17 protein-coding genes are annotated in these 16,316 nt (G+C 61.7%); 12 read left to right on the top strand and 5 right to left on the bottom strand.

All coding sequences use genetic code 11. From position 1 onward, the window contains the following. Positions 1–27: 27 nt before the first annotated feature. Positions 28–669, bottom strand: coding sequence for an FMN-dependent NADH-azoreductase (locus ACZ9IM_RS28120; protein WP_476225630.1), 642 nt, complete (start codon positions 667–669; stop codon positions 28–30). Positions 670–763: 94 nt separating this feature from the next. Between ACZ9IM_RS28120 and ACZ9IM_RS28115 the strand changes: the two genes are divergently transcribed. Next, on the top strand, positions 764–1,618 hold the full coding sequence (locus tag ACZ9IM_RS28115; protein ID WP_476225628.1) for a LysR family transcriptional regulator: 855 nt from the start codon (positions 764–766) through the stop codon (positions 1,616–1,618). Positions 1,619–1,659: 41 nt separating this feature from the next. Here the strand turns inward: ACZ9IM_RS28115 and ACZ9IM_RS28110 are convergent, their stop codons facing one another. Together ACZ9IM_RS28110 and ACZ9IM_RS28105 are read right to left on the bottom strand one after the other, a co-directional pair. Continuing rightward, positions 1,660–2,697: an AraC family transcriptional regulator ligand-binding domain-containing protein gene (locus ACZ9IM_RS28110; protein WP_427623448.1), complete on the bottom strand. Its 1,038-nt coding sequence runs from the start codon at positions 2,695–2,697 to the stop codon at positions 1,660–1,662. A 10-nt stretch (positions 2,698–2,707) separates the two neighbouring features. Continuing rightward, complete coding sequence (locus ACZ9IM_RS28105) at positions 2,708–3,622, bottom strand: GGDEF domain-containing protein (protein WP_476225626.1); 915 nt, start codon at positions 3,620–3,622, stop codon at positions 2,708–2,710. 436 nt (positions 3,623–4,058) lie between these two features. Here ACZ9IM_RS28105 and ACZ9IM_RS28100 point away from each other — a divergent pair, with 436 nt between their 5' ends. The 8 genes from ACZ9IM_RS28100 to ACZ9IM_RS28065 all read left to right on the top strand — a co-directional run bounded on the left by ACZ9IM_RS28100 (position 4,059) and on the right by ACZ9IM_RS28065 (position 13,236). Continuing rightward, a complete protein-coding gene (locus tag ACZ9IM_RS28100) occupies positions 4,059–6,587 on the top strand; it encodes a TonB-dependent receptor (protein ID WP_476225625.1) in 2,529 nt (842 codons plus the stop codon). A 63-nt stretch (positions 6,588–6,650) separates the two neighbouring features. Then, positions 6,651–8,564: a phytase gene (locus ACZ9IM_RS28095; RefSeq protein ID WP_476225623.1), complete on the top strand. Its 1,914-nt coding sequence runs from the start codon at positions 6,651–6,653 to the stop codon at positions 8,562–8,564. 95 nt (positions 8,565–8,659) lie between these two features. Then, positions 8,660–9,370, top strand: a complete 711-nt coding sequence (gene tolQ, locus ACZ9IM_RS28090; RefSeq protein ID WP_476225622.1) for a protein TolQ — start codon at positions 8,660–8,662, stop codon at positions 9,368–9,370. Positions 9,371–9,383: 13 nt separating this feature from the next. After that, entirely contained in the window at positions 9,384–9,830 is a 447-nt protein-coding gene (gene tolR, locus ACZ9IM_RS28085; RefSeq protein WP_476225621.1) for a protein TolR, read from the top strand. Beyond that, entirely contained in the window at positions 9,827–10,621 is a 795-nt protein-coding gene (locus tag ACZ9IM_RS28080; RefSeq protein WP_476225619.1) for an energy transducer TonB, read from the top strand. The genes tolR and ACZ9IM_RS28080 overlap by 4 nt, the downstream gene beginning before the upstream one ends. Positions 10,622–10,717: 96 nt before the next feature. Beyond that, the gene (locus tag ACZ9IM_RS28075; protein ID WP_476225617.1) at positions 10,718–11,938 is read left to right on the top strand and encodes a helix-turn-helix domain-containing protein; all 1,221 of its coding nucleotides are present in this window, start codon (positions 10,718–10,720) and stop codon (positions 11,936–11,938) included. Positions 11,939–11,988: 50 nt separating this feature from the next. Further along, the gene (locus ACZ9IM_RS28070; protein ID WP_476225615.1) at positions 11,989–12,621 is read left to right on the top strand and encodes a Vgb family protein; all 633 of its coding nucleotides are present in this window, start codon (positions 11,989–11,991) and stop codon (positions 12,619–12,621) included. Positions 12,622–13,044: 423 nt separating this feature from the next. Then, positions 13,045–13,236 carry a hypothetical protein gene (locus ACZ9IM_RS28065; protein WP_476225613.1) on the top strand — a complete coding sequence of 64 codons (192 nt, stop codon included), beginning with the start codon at positions 13,045–13,047 and terminating at the stop codon, positions 13,234–13,236. Positions 13,237–13,263: 27 nt separating this feature from the next. Here ACZ9IM_RS28065 and ACZ9IM_RS28060 read toward each other — a convergent pair whose 3' ends face one another. After that, positions 13,264–13,533, bottom strand: coding sequence for a hypothetical protein (locus tag ACZ9IM_RS28060; RefSeq protein WP_008068154.1), 270 nt, complete (start codon positions 13,531–13,533; stop codon positions 13,264–13,266). A 467-nt stretch (positions 13,534–14,000) separates the two neighbouring features. Between ACZ9IM_RS28060 and ACZ9IM_RS28055 the strand changes: the two genes are divergently transcribed. Further along, positions 14,001–15,062, top strand: a complete 1,062-nt coding sequence (locus ACZ9IM_RS28055) for a hypothetical protein (RefSeq protein WP_476225611.1) — start codon at positions 14,001–14,003, stop codon at positions 15,060–15,062. 17 nt (positions 15,063–15,079) lie between these two features. Next, positions 15,080–15,433 carry a DUF1428 domain-containing protein gene (locus ACZ9IM_RS28050; protein ID WP_008068166.1) on the top strand — a complete coding sequence of 118 codons (354 nt, stop codon included), beginning with the start codon at positions 15,080–15,082 and terminating at the stop codon, positions 15,431–15,433. 14 nt (positions 15,434–15,447) lie between these two features. On the opposite strand, the gene ACZ9IM_RS28045 is transcribed toward ACZ9IM_RS28050, so the two are convergent. Then, positions 15,448–15,642, bottom strand: coding sequence for a hypothetical protein (locus tag ACZ9IM_RS28045; RefSeq protein ID WP_192343516.1), 195 nt, complete (start codon positions 15,640–15,642; stop codon positions 15,448–15,450). A 126-nt stretch (positions 15,643–15,768) separates the two neighbouring features. On the opposite strand from ACZ9IM_RS28045, the gene thpR reads away from it, so the two are divergent. After that, positions 15,769–16,308: an RNA 2',3'-cyclic phosphodiesterase gene (gene thpR, locus ACZ9IM_RS28040; RefSeq protein ID WP_476225609.1), complete on the top strand. Its 540-nt coding sequence runs from the start codon at positions 15,769–15,771 to the stop codon at positions 16,306–16,308. The last annotated feature ends 8 nt before the right edge of the window (positions 16,309–16,316 follow it).

The following is a 16,316-nucleotide window of genomic DNA, read 5'->3' as shown; positions in this document are numbered from 1 at the left end:
GCTTGAGGTGGTAAAGGGGCGGTCAGTTTATAGCATGAGACTATCTGCCAATCTCATGGCCTGCTGAGTCGCGGCCTTGCGCGCACTCAGGTCAACGTCTTCCCCCAGGATGGTTTTCTCGACAATCACCGAGTGCACATCGCTCACGCCGATAAATTGCAGCCAGGCTTCCACGTAGGGCTTCTGAAAGTCGAAGCGCTCCGCTGGCGTGATCGACTGCGCCGAAAAATCCAGGCCGCGGGCGTACATCACCACGGCGGTTTTGTTGTGCAGCATGCCTTCCAGACCGCGTTCCGGGTCGAAGCTGAATAAAATGTCTTTCTGCGACACCAGGTCGATGAAGTGTTTGAGCTTGTACGGAATGCTGAAATTCCACAGTGGCACGGACATCACCAGGACGTCCGCGCGGTGCAGGAACCCGGCCAGGTCTTTCAAGGTGTTCCAGGCGTCTTGCTGCGCCGGGGTCAAGGGCGTGCCATTGAGCCCGGCGTATTTGGCGTCCATTGCCAGCTCGTCGAACTCCGGCAAAACCATATTCCAAAGATCGAGGGTGATGATTTCGGTATCCGGGGTGTTTTCTTGATAGCGCGCAATGAAGCCGCGGGCGACTTCAAGGGAGGCTGACCGTTGTTTGCGCGGGGAACATTCGATATGCAGAAGGGTGGTCATGGCGTGTCTCGGGCGGGGAAGTTGAATCATTGCAACATAGTTTTATTTGGAATATAAATCGTGAATAAGCAGGCCATTAATCACGAATAGAACTATGTTCGATGTGCTGTTGTTAAAAACATTCGTCACCGTCGTCGATGAAGACGGTTTCAGTCGCGCAGCCGAAAAGCTGCACCTGACCCAGTCTGCGGTCAGCGGTCACTTGCGGCGACTGGAAGAACAGGTCGGCAAACCGCTGTTGACGCGTACGACCCGTTCCCAGCAATTGACGCCCGATGGCGAGCGCCTGATCGCTTATGCGCGGACGATCCTCGCGCTGAACCGTGATGCCTGGGCGCAACTGACGCGCACACCGTTTCACGGGCAGGTGCGGATCGGGGTGTCGGAGGATTTTGTCGAACCGCGATTGCTGCGGGCTTTTCAGGATTTCGCGGCGCAGTACCCGGGCATGGAAATCGACGTGCAGGTGGGCATTCCTGGCACGTTGCTGAACCTGATGAAGCAAGGCGATCTTGAGCTGGTCATCGGTTCTCTGTGCGAAACCAGCGAAGCGGGGTTGCTACTGTGGCAAGAACCGCTGGTGTGGGCCTGGTCGGCGCAGCCCGTCACCCAGTTACCGACACCGTTGCCGCTGGCGCTGTTTCCTGAGCCCTGTCCTTATCGTGAGATCGCACTGAGGCGGCTGGCTCAGGCGGGGATCGCCCAACGTACGGCGATGTCATGCACCAGCACCGCCGGGCTGCGGGCGGCGGCGCTGGCTGGTTTCGCGGTGGCGCCCATGACAGTCAGTCAATTGGGGCAGGGACTGGCGGCTCTGGGTGCGGAGCAAGGATTGCCGGATTTGCCGGATGCGCAGTTTCGATTGTTTGCCTCTGCTGAAGCGGATCAGGCGATTGTGGCGGCGCTCTCTCAGCTCATTGTGGAGTATTGCTCCACGCGAAGGGCTTGACCGTCATTTCGAGGCGACGATCGGTCCGATCGCATAACGCTTCAGCCGGGATTGAACAACTGACGGATCAAATTGGGTGTACTGCCGGTCCAGCGCTTGAACGAGCGACGAAAATTTGCCGCATCGTTAAAGCTCAGGTACTCGGCCACGGCTTCGTTGCTGAACCCCTTGATCTGGTACAGGTACAGGGCCACGTGCTTGCGCACCAAATCTACCTGCTGCTGGAAACCGGTGTCGTGTTTTTGCAGTTTGCGCTTGAGGGTGGCAGGGCTCATGGCGAAGGCCTGGGCGGCTTGTTCCAGGCTTGGGGTGTGGCGCACGTGGCGCTGCAAATAGCGGTACAGGCAGTCGAGAAAGCTCGACGTGCAGCCCAACTGCTCCAGTTGCCCCTGAGCTTCCTGACGGGCGACCTGACCAGCAGTGGCCGACGCATCGGGCCATCGCTGGGCGAGAAATTCCCGGGGGATGCGCATCAGGTCCAGAGGTCGGTTGAACTGAGTGTGCTCGCCCAAATGCACCCAATATTGCTCGACATAACGGGGCTCGGCATGGCTGAAACTGCACTCCCACGGCAGACGCTGGCCGCTCAGCGCGCGACTCATGGCCACCAGCGAGGTCATGCTCGCTTCCAGCAGAAAACGCCATTGCTCGCCGGCCCCGCAACTGTCCAGCCAATAGAGATAGGCGTGTTTTTCATCCAGCACCAACCGCGGCGTCATTAACGGGCTGAGCAGCGCCTGTTGCTGCACCAGGGTGTCGAGTGCCTGGTGCAGGTTTTGTGCATGGCGCAGGGCGTGGCTGGCGGCGCCGTAGTGGCCGGGCAGCAGGCGCTGACCGAACAGAAAACTGCTGTCGTCGGCATCCAGCAGACGTCGGCTATTACCGATCAATGCGAGAAACTGCTGGGGGCTGAGGCGGGTCTGGCCAGCCAGAATGTCTTCATGAAACAGCCCGGTGCCGCGCAGCAGACGATGGCTGTCGATGTCCCGGGACAGCGCCAGATCGATCAGGGTTGCCGGCTGATAATGCCCGGGAATGAAGCGGCTGTCGGTTTCGTACCACGTGGTTTTCAGGGTCATGGACCGGGCCTCAAGCGGTTCTGGCCAGAGGCTGCTTGGCCCGGGCCAGCACCAGGTTAAGGCGCTTGAGCAGGGCGTCCGACGACTCGTTCAGCGCCATCACCACCGCCGTGCTCGCCGACAGTTGCAAGCGTTCGCCATGCAGCCGGGTTTTGTGTGCCAGACCCTGCACCGCTTGTTGCAGTTCCAGCGCTAGCAACCGTGCCTGGCTCTCGCCCGTATTGGGCAGCAGCACCACGAAACGGTCGCCGGCCAGTCGACAGAGCAAGTCCTGGCGCCGCAGGTTGAGCAGCAGCAAATGACTGACCGCTTGCAACACGGCGTCGCCTTCGGCATGCCCGAAGGCCTGATTGATGGCCGAGAAGTTGTCCAGGTCCAGCGCCAACAACGACAACGGCTGTTGTTGGCCGTGACTTTCCTCAAGGCTGCCGGCCAGTTGGCGCTTGAGGTAATCGGCGCCGCCCAACGGCGTGAGCTTGTCGAATAATCGATGCTCGCGGAACAGCCGCTCGCGCTTCTCCATCTGCGCGCTGATTGCCAGTTGTTCGCGGTGCCAGTGATAAATGCCGATGGTCAGCAGGATCATGCCGACCGGCATCGGCCCGGACTCGAGCCAGTGATCCCAGGTGATGCTGTCGGGCAGACGGATGAACTCGTCGAGGCTGTCGATCCACCAGGAAAAAAAGATCCCGCTCAAACCCAGCGCCAGGTAATTGGTGACGCGCCCGGCCGGCCGGCTCTTGAGTACCAACCCCAGCCAGACCAACGCCAGCAGCGCCGAACCGCCTTCACCGACGATGTCCAGCCAGACCCATTCGCTGACCGGTTTCACCTCGCCGCAGGCCAGATGCAGGAGCAACCCCAGGTTGGCGGCCAACAGCAGCAGGGCGAGTTTCCAACGGTGGGGTTTGAGCACTGAGAACATGGCCGCGATCCTTTGGCGAAGAAGCAATGCGCGCCAGCACAGCAGATGTTTGTGACAGTCGGGTGACGGGGGTGTGAGGTCGAATCAGCTCATGGTTCTACGAGGTTTTCTGTCTGGCGCAGAACCTGTGGGAGCGGGCTTGCTCGCGAAAGGGGTGTGTCAGTCGACATCAATGTTGACTGTGCCGCCGTCTTCGCGAGCAAGCCCGCTCCCACAGGTTCTGCGCGACAGTTGGGCAAGCCTCCTCACCACAGAAGCATTGTCAGCCGGAACAAGTCATTTCAGCTCACTTCCCGCCCCGAACCCCGGCAAAACCCCGGTTTACCGCACCTTCCGCCACCCCCTGTCACAGAACCGTCATCCCCCATCCCTAGCGTGCCCTCCCAGTTGCCGGGCCTCTTGCCTGGCGTTAACGGACTCTTGGGGGAGGACATTCATGTACAAGCGCAGCAGCACCGCAGGAGTGGTCGGTTTCACGCTCACCGCCCTGGCCATGGCGATCGCCAGTGAACGCCTGAGCGCCGCCGAAACCGTGGCGAACACTGAACACGTCGAAGTGGTGGGCCAGGCGGCGAGCATCGATCAGGCGCTCAAGGAACAGCGCAGTTCCGACAGCATCAAGAGCGTGGTGCATGCCGATGGCGTGGCGCAGTTGCCGGACGAAAACGTCGCCGAAGCGGTGCAGCGCCTGCCGGGAGTCAGCGTCGAGCGCGACCAGGGCGAAGGGCGGTTTGTCAGCGTGCGCGGCCTCGGACCGGATCTGAACAGCGTGACCATCAACGGCACGCTGGTACCCTCGCCGGAAAGCGAGCGCCGGGCCGTGGCCCTCGATGTATTGCCCTCGGAGCTGGTGCAGTCCTTGTCGGTAATCAAAACCCTGACCCCGGACATGGACGCCAACTCCCTGGGCGGCACCGTGGATGTGAAAAGCCTCTCGGCCTTCGATCACAAAGGGCTGTTCTACACCGGCAGCAGCGAAGCCAGTTACGACAAAAACACCCACCAGACCAGCCCGAAATTTTCCGGCGCCGTCAGTGATCGCTTCAGCCTTGGCGACGGCATCGACAACTTCGGCGTCGCTGCGGCGCTGAGCTGGCAGAAGCGCGACTTCGGCTCGGACAACGTCGAAACCGGCGGCGCCTGGGACTTCGAGCAAGGCGCCAAATTGCAGGAGTTCGAGCAACGCGATTACGACATCAGCCGTGAACGCGCTGGTGGGGGCCTGAACTTCGATTACAAACCCGACGATTTCAGCAGCTATTACCTGCGCACCCTGTACAGCCGCTACAAGGACAGCGAGACGCGCAATTCCACCAGCCTCGAATTCGCCGACCCGCTGGCGGCGGGGGAGTTGGGCGATGCCGAAGGCTCCCGCAAACTCAAACAGCGGGAAGAGACCCAGGAAATCCAGTCCTACGTATTGGGCGGCGAGCGTATGTTCGGCCTCTGGACCCTCAGCGGCCAGGCCGGCTACAGCCGCTCCAGCGAAGACAGCCCGGGCCACATCGCCAACGCCGCGTTCAACGGCACCGACGATTTTGCCGACAGCGGTTTCTACGACAACGACAAGCCGCGGCCCATCATCGGTCAGGGCTTCTACAACCCGAGCAACTTCAGCCTCGACAATGTCGAGTGGGAAAAACAGAAAACCACCGACACCGAGAAAAACCTGCGTCTGGACCTGGCCCGCGACTACGACCTCAGCGGCTATGCGTCCCAGGTCAAATTCGGCGGCAAGGTCAGCCGCCGCAACAAAGACAACAACCTTGATGCCTGGGTGTATGAAGATTTCGATGATCTGGGTTTCAGCGATGAACAGCTCAACCTCAGCCGATTCCAGAAAGGCACCGTCGATTACCGCCTCGGCCAGTTCGGCCCGGGCATCAGTGGCAGCGCCATCAAGCAGTTGATCGGAGGCCTGAATCAGGCGGACTTCTACGACGAGACCGAATCGCGGGTCAACGACTTCAAGATCAGCGAAGACATCAACGCCGGCTATCTGATGAACACCATCGATATCGATGACTGGCGTTTCATTGCCGGCATGCGCTACGAAGGCACCGAGTTCGAAGCCAAGGGCACCGGCGTCACCGACGGCGAGTTCCAGTCCACCGAGACCAAACGCCGCTATCACCACTGGTTGCCGGGCCTGCATGCGCGCTATCAACTGGACAAGAACACCCAAGTGCGCGCGGCCTGGACCAAGTCCGTGGTGCGCCCGACTTTCGGCCAACTGGCCCCGGGCTTTGTCATCGACGATGACGAGGCGAGCTTCGGCAACCCGGACCTCAAGCCGCTGGAATCCAGCAACCTCGACTTGGGCATCGAGCACTACATGGGCCATGCCGGCACGGTCTCGGCGTTTGTGTTCTACAAAGACATCAAGAATTTCGTCTACAACACCGACCTGGCCGGCACCGGCGCCTGGGCCGACTTCTCCGAGGCTCACACGTTTGCCAACGGCGACAGCGCCAAACTCTATGGCCTGGAACTGGCCTACTCGCAGAAATTCGACTGGCTGCCAGCGCCCTGGAACGGCCTGCTGCTCGGCGCCAACACCACCTTCAGCCGCTCCGATGCCGAGATCGAAGGCTTCGACGCCGCCAGCGGGATCAACCGCAAGCGCAGCATCGATTTGCCCAATCAGTCCGACACCGTCGGCAACCTGATGCTCGGTTGGGAAAACGACAAGTTGAGCCTGCGTCTGTCGGCCAACTACAAGTCCGATTACCTCTTTGAGCTGGCCTCGATCAACGACAAAGCCCACGACCTGCACGTCGATGCCCAGACCTTCGTCGATTTCAGCGCGCGCTATTCGCTGACCAAAAACCTGCAAGTCAGCTTCGAGGCGCAGAACCTCACCGACGAGCCGTACTTCGTCTACACCGGCAACCGCTCCTACAACGGCCAATACGAAGAATACGGCCCGACCTACAAGCTCGGCCTGACCTTCACCCACTTCTAAGCCCCGGGGCGGCAGCCCGGTGCTGCCGCCGTGATGGATGCACGACAAGGACTTTGCCTGTTCATGAGTATTTCGTGGTTACCCAAACACGGTCTGCTGACCACACTGATCAGCTTGACCATCGGCCAGGCCATGGCGGCCGCGCCGAACCTGAGCCTCACACCCTGGGCGCCGAACCTAGCGGTCGACGCAGTGGCGTTTTTGCCCGCCGACCTCGGCCCCGAACGCCTGGCCGCCAGCGAGCGTGACGGCTTGCTGCTGCTCGACGCGCAGGGCAAAGAGCTGGCGCGTTTGAAAGGTTCGTTCCGCAGCCTGGACAGCCGCGCCGCCGGTCAACACGTCTTGGTGGCCAGCCTCGACAACGCCCGTCAACAAGCGGTGCTGGTCAGCCTCGATCCGGCCAAGCGCGACTGGGGGCAACCGGTGTACCTGCCGACGCGGGATTACCCGGTGAACGGTTTGTGCCTGTACCACGACGAAGCCAGCAATCTGTTCCTGTTTCTGGTGGGCGAGGAGGGCAAGGGTGAGCAATGGCTGGTGGGCAACGGCGCCACTTTGAACCCGCAACCGCAACGGGTGCGCGGTCTGCCGCTGCCGCCGTCGGCACAGTTTTGCCAGGTCGACGATGCGGCCAATCAGTTGGTGGTCAATGAGGAAAACGTCGGTTGGTGGGCCTACCCGGCGCATGCCGAAGCGGATGTAACGCGCTCACCGGTGGCCATGCGCGAACCGTTCGGCGAGATCAAACAGGCCGCGGGTGCGATGGCCCTGGTGCCGGGTGGCATCGTCGCACTCGATCCGAAAGCCGCGCAGCTGCATCTCTATCAGCAGCAGGGCGAACGCTGGACGGCTCAGGCCACACTGGCGCTGCCAGGCTTGAAGGAGCCGGAAAATCTCGCCCTGCGCCCGACGGCCAAAGGCATGCAAGTACTGCTGCGCGACGATGACGACGGTCGTCTGTATCAGGGTGAACTCGACTGGCAGGCTACGCCGGTGCCCTTGGCGCCGGTGCTGGCGAACGTAAAAGCAATCAGCCAAAGCGACCCGGTGGCGCGCCAGGGCGATGCCGCGGATGATCCGGCGATCTGGATTCATCCGCAGCAACCCGCCCTGAGTCGGGTGCTGGGCACCAATAAAAAGCAGGGGCTGATGGCGTACGACCTGCAAGGCAAATTGCTGCAGGAATTGCCGGTGGGGCGACTGAACAACGTCGATATACGGCCGAATTTCAAGCTCGGTCAGCAGGCCGTCGACCTCGCGGTGGCGAGCAATCGCGATCACAACAGCCTCAGCCTGTTCAGCATCGACCGCACCAGCGGTGAGTTGCGCGAAGCCGGGGAGATCCCCACGCCGCTCAAAGACATCTACGGCATCTGCCTGTTTCAACCGGCCAGCGGCGAAATCTACGCGATCGCCAACGGCAAGGACGGCACCTTCCTGCAATACCGCCTGAGCGCGCCGAACGGCCGCGTACAGGGTGATCTGGTGCGCCAGTTCAAGGTCGATAGCCAGCCCGAAGGCTGCGTCGCCGACGACCAGCGCCAGCGCCTGTTTCTCGGTGAAGAGGATGTCGGCGTCTGGGCGGTGGACGCCCGCGCCGATCAACCGGCGACGCTCAGCAGCGTGATCAAGGTCGGTGCGCAGTTGCAGGCGGATGTGGAAGGGCTGGCGCTCTATCAAAGCGCGGCGCAGGACTATTTGGTGATCTCCAGCCAGGGCAACGACAGCTATGTGGTGCTCGATGCCGAACCGCCGTTCGCGTCTCGCGGTGCATTCCGCGTCGGGCTGAACGCGGCGGCGGGCATCGACGGCGCTTCGGAAACCGATGGCCTGGAAGTCACCTCGGCCAACCTCGGCGGGCCCTGGAGCCACGGCATGCTGGTGGTGCAGGACGGACGCAAACGCATGCCCGAGCAAACCCAGAACTTCAAATTCGTGCCCTGGGCCGAGGTCACTAAGGCGTTGAAGCTGCCCTGATCCGCCAGTCATCAACCTGTCATCACTATTTCATCGAATAGCTCAACGGCCGTCGCGCATCGACGGCCCGAGAGCGCCAGACAAGGAGTTTCACCATGCAAGCGACACTGGAACACATGACCATCTGGGGCTTGATCAGTGACGCCAGCCTGCTGGTCAAAGCCGTCATGCTCATCCTGTTGCTGGCGTCGGTGCTCAGCTGGTACCTGATCATCCAGCGCAGCGGTGTGCTGCAACGTCGCGAGCGGCAGCTGAACGGCTTCATGCAACGCTTTCGCAGCTCTGCGGACCTGTTGCCGCTGTACCGCGAAACCGCACAGAGCACTGACAGCGAAGCCGGTGTCGAGCCGATTTTCCACGCTGGGTTTCAGGAGTTCAGCCACCTCAAGCAGCACGCGGGCAACGCGGCCGATGTGGTGCTCGAAGGCGTTGAACGGGCGTTGTACGTGGCCATCAGCGAGCAAGAAGTTCTCCTGGAGAAGGGCTTGCAGTTCCTCGCCACGGTCGGTTCCGTCAGCCCTTATATCGGCCTGTTCGGCACGGTGTGGGGGATCATGAATTCCTTCCTCGGTCTGTCCCAGGTGCAGCAGGCGACGTTGTCCACCGTGGCCCCGGGCATCGCCGAAGCGCTGATCGCCACGGCCATCGGTCTGTTTGCCGCCATCCCGGCAGTGATCGCCTACAACCGTTTTTCGGCGCGCAGCCAAACCCTGCTGACCCGCTACTACGCCTTCGGCAATGAATTGCAGGTGCGCTTGCATCGCACCTTGCATGGCACGCCGATGAACCTGGCCGTCGCTGCCTGAGAGGAGAATGCAGATGCTCGTCAGACCGCAACGCAAGCACGGGCCCAAGGCCGAAATGAACGTGGTGCCGTACATCGATGTGATGCTGGTGCTGCTGGTGATTTTCATGGTCACCGCGCCGATGCTGACCCAGGGCGTGAAGATCGAACTGCCCAAAGTCGCCAGTGAAGCGTTGGCCACCGATACTCGCCAGCAAATCCTTACCCTGTCGGTGAAGGCCGAGGGCGGCTACCACTGGAACCTCGGCGGTGAACTGGATACGCAGCACCAGACCGACAGTGCGGTGGCGCTCGACGAGATGCGCGCCAAGGTCGCGCAGATTGTTGCCGAACGCCGTGACACTCAGGTTTACATTCGCGCCGACAAGGACGCCGGTTACGGCAGCGTGGTCGCAGCCATGGCGGCACTGCAGCAGGGCGGTGTGAGCAACCTCGGGCTGGTAACCGAGGCCCCGCAATGACAACGATGATCATGCCCAGTCCATCCATGACGTTGCGCGACGCTGCCCGCAGCGGGTTCTGGAAAAACAGTCTGGCGGCGAGCCTGGCGGTAGGGCTGCATGCCATCGTACTGGCGTTGCTGGTGCATGGCTGGTCGCTGGAGAAACCGACCATCGAACAGCCGGCGGTGTTGAGAACGCAACTGGTAATGCTGCCACCGACGCCGCAGCCACAGGCGCCTGAACCGGTAGCGGCGCCGACGCCGGAACCGGTAGCCGAGGCGCCCATCCACCCTGTCAAACCTGCTATCGATCCGCAGATCCAGGCGCAAAAACTTGAACAGGCCGTTCTTGCGCGCAAACGCGTCGAAGACAAAAAACGCGAACGCCAGGCCGAGCAACAACGCCAGCGTCAGGAGACAGAAAAGCGCACTCATGACCTCGAGCAGCAACGCCAGGCCCAAGAGCAGGCACAACGCGCCGAACAATCGCGCCTGGCCGCCGAACACGCACGTCAGCAGGCTGCCCAAGTGGCTGCCGACAGCCGCCAATACCTGCCCCTGAGCAAGGAAGCGCCGGATTATCCGCAACGGGCGCTGGATAAAAACATCGAAGGCGATTGCACCGTGGAATACACCGTCAATCCCCAAGGCCACATCGAGAACCCCAAGGTGCTGGACGGTTGCCATCCGTTGTTCATGCGTCCGTCGCTGGCCGCCGCCAACACCTTCCGTTACCAGCCGAAAATCGTCGACGGCCACGCGGTTGCGGTGCCGGCCGTGCGCAATACCTTTCACTACCGGATCAAGTAAGCGGCTCCCATAGCGGATCGGCGTGCGGCTAAGCGGTCGTGAGATAGACTGATCAGCGGGCATCGGACGGTGGGGGTGACAGGTGGTGCGCTTCAGATGGATTCGCTGATCACGGCGGCGGCGCGTGCGCTCGCGGCAGGTGACCCCCTCGGCGCGCTGAACCGTATCGCCTTGCGCGACGATGCACCTGCGCTCGCGCTTCGCGGCATCGCGATGGCGCAGCTGGGCGACCTGGTGCGAGCGAAGGCGCTGGTGCGCAGCGCCGCACGTGCTTTCGGGCCGAAAGAGGCGTTGGCCCGGGCGCGATGTGTCGTCGCCGAGGCCGAGATCGCGCTCGCCTCGCGGGACCTGAACTGGCCAACCAAGGCACTCGACGCCGCGCGGGCGACGCTTCAGGCGCACGGCGACTGGGTCAACGCCGCCCATGCGCGGTACCTCGAGATCCGACGCTTACTGCTGATCGGGCACCTCGACGAGGCCGAACATCGGCTCGCCGAGCTTGATCCAGCGCCGTTACCACCCGCATCGAGGGCAGCCTACGAACTGGTCGTGGCAGGCGTTGCGATGCGTCGCCTGCAAACAAAAACGGCGCGCGCTGCGTTCGAACGGGCCGAGCGTGCCGCACAACATGCCGCTATCCCCGCGTTGACGGCCGAGGTCGAAAGCGCCGCCCGCATCCTCGACACACCGGCGGCGCGGCTGATTGTCGGCGGCCAGGAACAGCCGCTGCTGCTCGATGAGATTGAAGCGTTATTGGCATCCCCTAAGTTGGTCGTGGACGCCTGCCGGTATGTCGTGCGCGATGCAGGCTCGGCGGTTTCACTCGCCCGGCGGCCGGTGCTCTTCGCGCTCGCCCGGGCGTTGGGCGAAGCGTGGCCCGCCGACGTGCCAAGGGAGACGCTGATTGCGCGCGCCTTTCGGATGAAGTTCGCGGATGACTCCCATCGCGCGCGGTTGCGCGTCGAACTCGGGCGGCTGCGCGCGGCGCTGCACCTGATCGCCGATGTCGTCGCGACCCCGCGAGGGTTTGCGTTGGTGCCGCAGGATGCGCGTGACGTCGTGGTGCTGGCGCGGCCTGTCGAAGAGCAGCATGCGACACTGCTCGCCTTCCTCGCTGACGGCGAATCATGGTCGAGTTCGGCCCTGGCGTTGGCGCTTGGCGCCAGTCAGCGCACCGTGCAACGAGCCCTCGACACGCTGGCGGCTGCGGGCAAGGTGCAGTCGTTCGGTCATGGCCGGGCCCGTCGCTGGATGACCCCGCAGGTTCCGGGATTCGCGACGGTATTGTTACTCACAGGGTTGCTGCCCAATGACTAGCATCCACTTCACCAACCCAGTGAATGCAGTCAGTGAACGAGGAGCAAGACATGAAACATTCAACAGCCGAAATCATCCGCGAATACGGTCCTTTCCCAGGCGTCGACAGCGTCCATGGCGTCACCCATGACGGCCGGCAGGTCTGGTTTGCCTCCGGCGACAAACTCAACGCCCTGGATCCTGCGAGCGGCAAAACGCTGCGCTCGCTCGATGTCGCCGCCCATGCCGGTACAGCCTTCGACGGTCAGCACCTGTTTCAGATCGCCGAGGATCGCATCCAGAAAATCGACCCGCAGACCGGCCGTGTGCTCTCCACCATCCCCGCGCCCGGCGGCGGTGGTGACTCGGGGCTTGCATGGGCCGAAGGGACACTCTGGGTGGGGGAGTATCGCGAGCGCAAGATCCATCAGGTCGACCCCCAGACCGGGGCAGTGCTGCGCACGCTCGAATCCAACCGCTTTGTCACCGGGGTGACCTGGGTCGAGGGCGATCTGTGGCACGGCACCTGGGAGGGTGACGAGAGTGAGCTGCGGCGAGTCGACCCGGCTACGGGCGAGGTGTTGGAGAGCGTCCAGATGCCGGTTGGCGTCGGGGTCTCGGGACTTGAGTTCGATGGCCACGACCGGTTTTTCTGTGGCGGCGGCAACAGCGGGAAGGTGAGGGCGGTGCGCCGGCCTGAATAAGCCTTTACGGCGCAAGTTTCGGGTCGTACCGCGGTGCGCGAATGGAACAACTTCGCCTGCGCGGAAAAAGTTGAGGGGTTCGTCGCGATGGACAGCCCTACAACCACTACTCCAGAGTGAGTTTTCCATGTCTGCTGATCGAATTCTTGAGAGCGGCGACCGGTGAGCACCCGGCTTTGTATCAGAATTCTTGCAGAGGCAGCGGGCGTGTCTGTCGCAGTTTGAGAAAGGTTTGGGGCTGTGCCGCAGAGGGGCAGTCGGAAATAGCCTATAACGCCGGCCCCTGAAATCGCTGTGGAATATGAGTCATTTTCGATACAACCATTACCCATTCTTTACATTGAAACGGTGCTCAAAGCCCGGTCAACACTGTCTGAAAGGGCGAGAAAGGTTGTTTTTCTCGCCTAAACAGAGAGTGAAGTAATGATGTTGAACAGAGTTGTAAAAGTGGCGTTGGTATTCGCTTTGTTGTCGTCCCTGTCGGGCTGCTGGATGTTCTTCCCGCCGGGTGGTGGTGGTGGTGGTGGTGGTGGTGGTGGTGGTGGTGGTGGTGGTGGTGGTGGTGGTGGCCATCATGGAGGTTTCGGTGGTGGTCCCGGTGGCGGCCCACGCTGACCAGCCATCACAGCATCACCCTGCGTGTCAGAAGGTGAACGCTTGTCCCGCCCGCGACGGATGCTGAGCCATTTCAGTCTCCAGTAGATGCTCAACCAGCACATCATTCAAAAAGCGGAACTGATCGTTGAGCCCGACCACTTCGTTACTGAAGTGGTTGGCCGCTGCCGGCATCAGCAAGGCCTCGAAGTGCTCATCGAACACCAGCGCGACTGCTTTGCGAGACACGACCTGCTGCGAATAATAGTTGCTGCCGAACACCGGGAAGCTCACGGCGAGGCTGACGGAATGAATCATGATTTCGGTTCCTCGGTTTGACCGATATCCAGCACGAAGCGGGAAAACAAGGTCAGGGTAACGGCCGTCAGGGCCAGGCAGGTCAGGAGATGGATCAACATGATTTGCCCCTCCGGTGCGGGGTTTAGATAGGGATGAGATTGATCCTGCACCTGATGGTTTTTTTGCGGAAGGCATTCGCGGCGATGGTGAATATTGATGTGAATGATGATGGTGATCTGCGCAGGGGATTAGGGATCCAAGTGATCCATTGTGGCGAGGGAGCTTGCTCCCGCTCGGCTGCGAAGCAGTCGCAATAAAAGACACCTGCGTTATATCTGAACCACTGCGGTGGCAGGTTTCAGGGCCGCTCCGCGCCCCAGCGGGAGCAAGCTCCCTCGCCACGCCCGCCCCCGACCTATACTCAAATCAGTACGCTGTTTAGCGTCGGACACTCCGTTCGACGCAGTCTGTAGGATCCCGCGATCTTGAACCTGCGTTCGCTGATCGTCGCTGTGTTGGTGATATTGGCGGGATGCGCCACGCCCACGCGTGCCCCGGTAATCGTGGTGCCGGTGGTGGTATCCCAGAGCACCTGGCAGCAGGTGGACCGGGAGATTGTCGCCGCTTCGCAACAGGCCACCGAACAGGCCAGGGTCTACGCCCGCGGGTCCATGGAGCACTGGCGCACGCGGGTTTATCAGCAAACCGAAGAAGTCTTCATTCCGTGGTTCAGCAGCTACTGGACCCAGGAATGGCTGTCGATGAAAGTCAGCTGGTACGCCATCAATGCCGGAGACGAGCAGGATGCGGCGACCAAACGCCTGGCGGCCTATCTGCTGGAGCAATATCACCGGCGCGTGCTGGAACCAGTGGCGGTGGAGATCGATCCCGACGCGATCCTCGGCCAAGCGACAGAGTTTTATGTGCAACTGATGGGGCAGCAGCTCGAAGTTATTTCCAAACGTCATGGCGTGCCAATGGCGCAGCTCAACGGTCGCATCCAGAAAATTCCGGCCATTTCACTGGGCCCGCCGCCTGCCCGTGACGCTTCGCTATATCAGGTGGTGCATGCCGAACTGAGCAAATTGCCGGCCTATCTGGCGTTGATCGAGAAGATCCACACGGCGGGCGGCGAGAAGGGCATCGCCTCGACGGACGCTGGCATGGCGCCGGTAGCCAAGCGTGCCAGTAAGCGAATACAAGCCGAAATGGCCCCGCGAGGGGCGGCCAGTGCGGTGGCGGCAATGGCGGGGAAGGCGGCCGGTGCGCTGATCTCCGTGGGGGTGGCGGGGGTGCGCGCAATTATCCAGGCCAACGACCGGCCCGATAGCGAAGCGTTGATCCGCAGCAGCCTGGGCAATTCGTTCGACAAGGCATGGGTGAAGCTGGTGGATAACCCCGCAACCGGCGTCATGGCCGGAACGCTGTACATGGCCAGGCAGATCGAGGGCAGCCTGGAGGAGACCGTTGAACCGTCGGTCGGTCTGGATGCAGGAACTGTCGATTTTAGCCACGTTGATTCGACTACCCAGCAGATCACCCCATAACCCGAAGGAGAACGATCATGGCTTACGTTGATGGCTTCGTCGCTGCAGTACCCACCGCCAACCGCGAAAAATTCAAGCAACACGCACAATCCGCTGCCGAAATTTTCAAGGAAAGCGGCGCACTCAGCCTCGCCGAATGCTGGGGCGATGACGTGCCCGATGGCAAACTGACCTCATTTCCCATGGCAGTAAAACTCAAGGAAGACGAAACCGTGGTGTTTTCCTGGATCGTCTGGCCGGACAAGGCCACCCGTGATGCCGGGATGGCGAAACTCATGAGCGATCCGCGGATGCAGCCGGACGTCAATCCGATGCCGTTCGACGGCCAGCGGGCGATTTTTGGCGGTTTCGAGATGCTCGTCAAAGCCTGAACATCGTCGCAGGATCACTCCGGCGTCGGGGTGGTCCTGCAACTCTTGCGGTTACGAATCTGGCTGTCCGACGGCCGCTCCTTGATGAACTCGAAGCGCGGCTCGCCTTCGTTGTAGTGAACCAGCCAACCCCATTCCAGCTCGGATTCATCCTGGCCGGGCTTGGGTGGCACAGCCCACCATGGCTCTTTGCTGATGACCTGACGCATGGCGCCCTCCCGTCGATTCGGTTGCTTCAACTATAACGCGCCTGCCGGGTGGTGCCAGAAATGCACTTGCTGGCGTGGTATCCCTTTGTAAAATCAAAGGGACTCCGAAGCCTTGAGGTGGCAGACATGAGCGATGAATCCCGTGAGCCGTTCAAACGGCTGTTCTTCGCCCTCAACTGCGCCCCCGAACAACGCCGGGCCATCGCCCAATGGCGCAGCGCGCTGGGGCTCAACGTCGGGCGCCCGGTGCCGGCGGAAAACTTTCATCTGACGCTGCTGTTTCTCGGCACGGTGGGGATGGCGCAGATAGCGGGCGTCTGCGAGGCCGCTGCCAGTGTGCGGATGCCCGGCGTGCCATTGACGGTTGTGCTTGATCGTCTGGAAGTCTGGCGTCGCTCCGGGGTTCTGTTGCTGGCGCCCGAGCAGGCAGCACCGGAGTTGCTACGGTTGGTGTATGCGCTGGAGCAGGCCATGTTGCCGTTTGGCTTTGAAGACACCCGGCGAGAATTTCGCCCGCATTTGACCCTGATGCGCGACTACCGGGCGCCGGTCCCTGAATCTGCGACGCCGCCAGAGTTTTTCCTGCGTGCTGACCGCTTTACCTTGTTCGAATCCCATAAAGGGCGGTACCGGGCGCTGGCGGAATGGCCGCTGGTTTGTGCATGACCCCACAC

This window comes from Pseudomonas sp. TE12508 (assembly GCF_056279485.1).
Note: the sequence above shows the minus strand (reverse complement) of the source record. Positions and strands in the feature narration are given on the sequence as shown.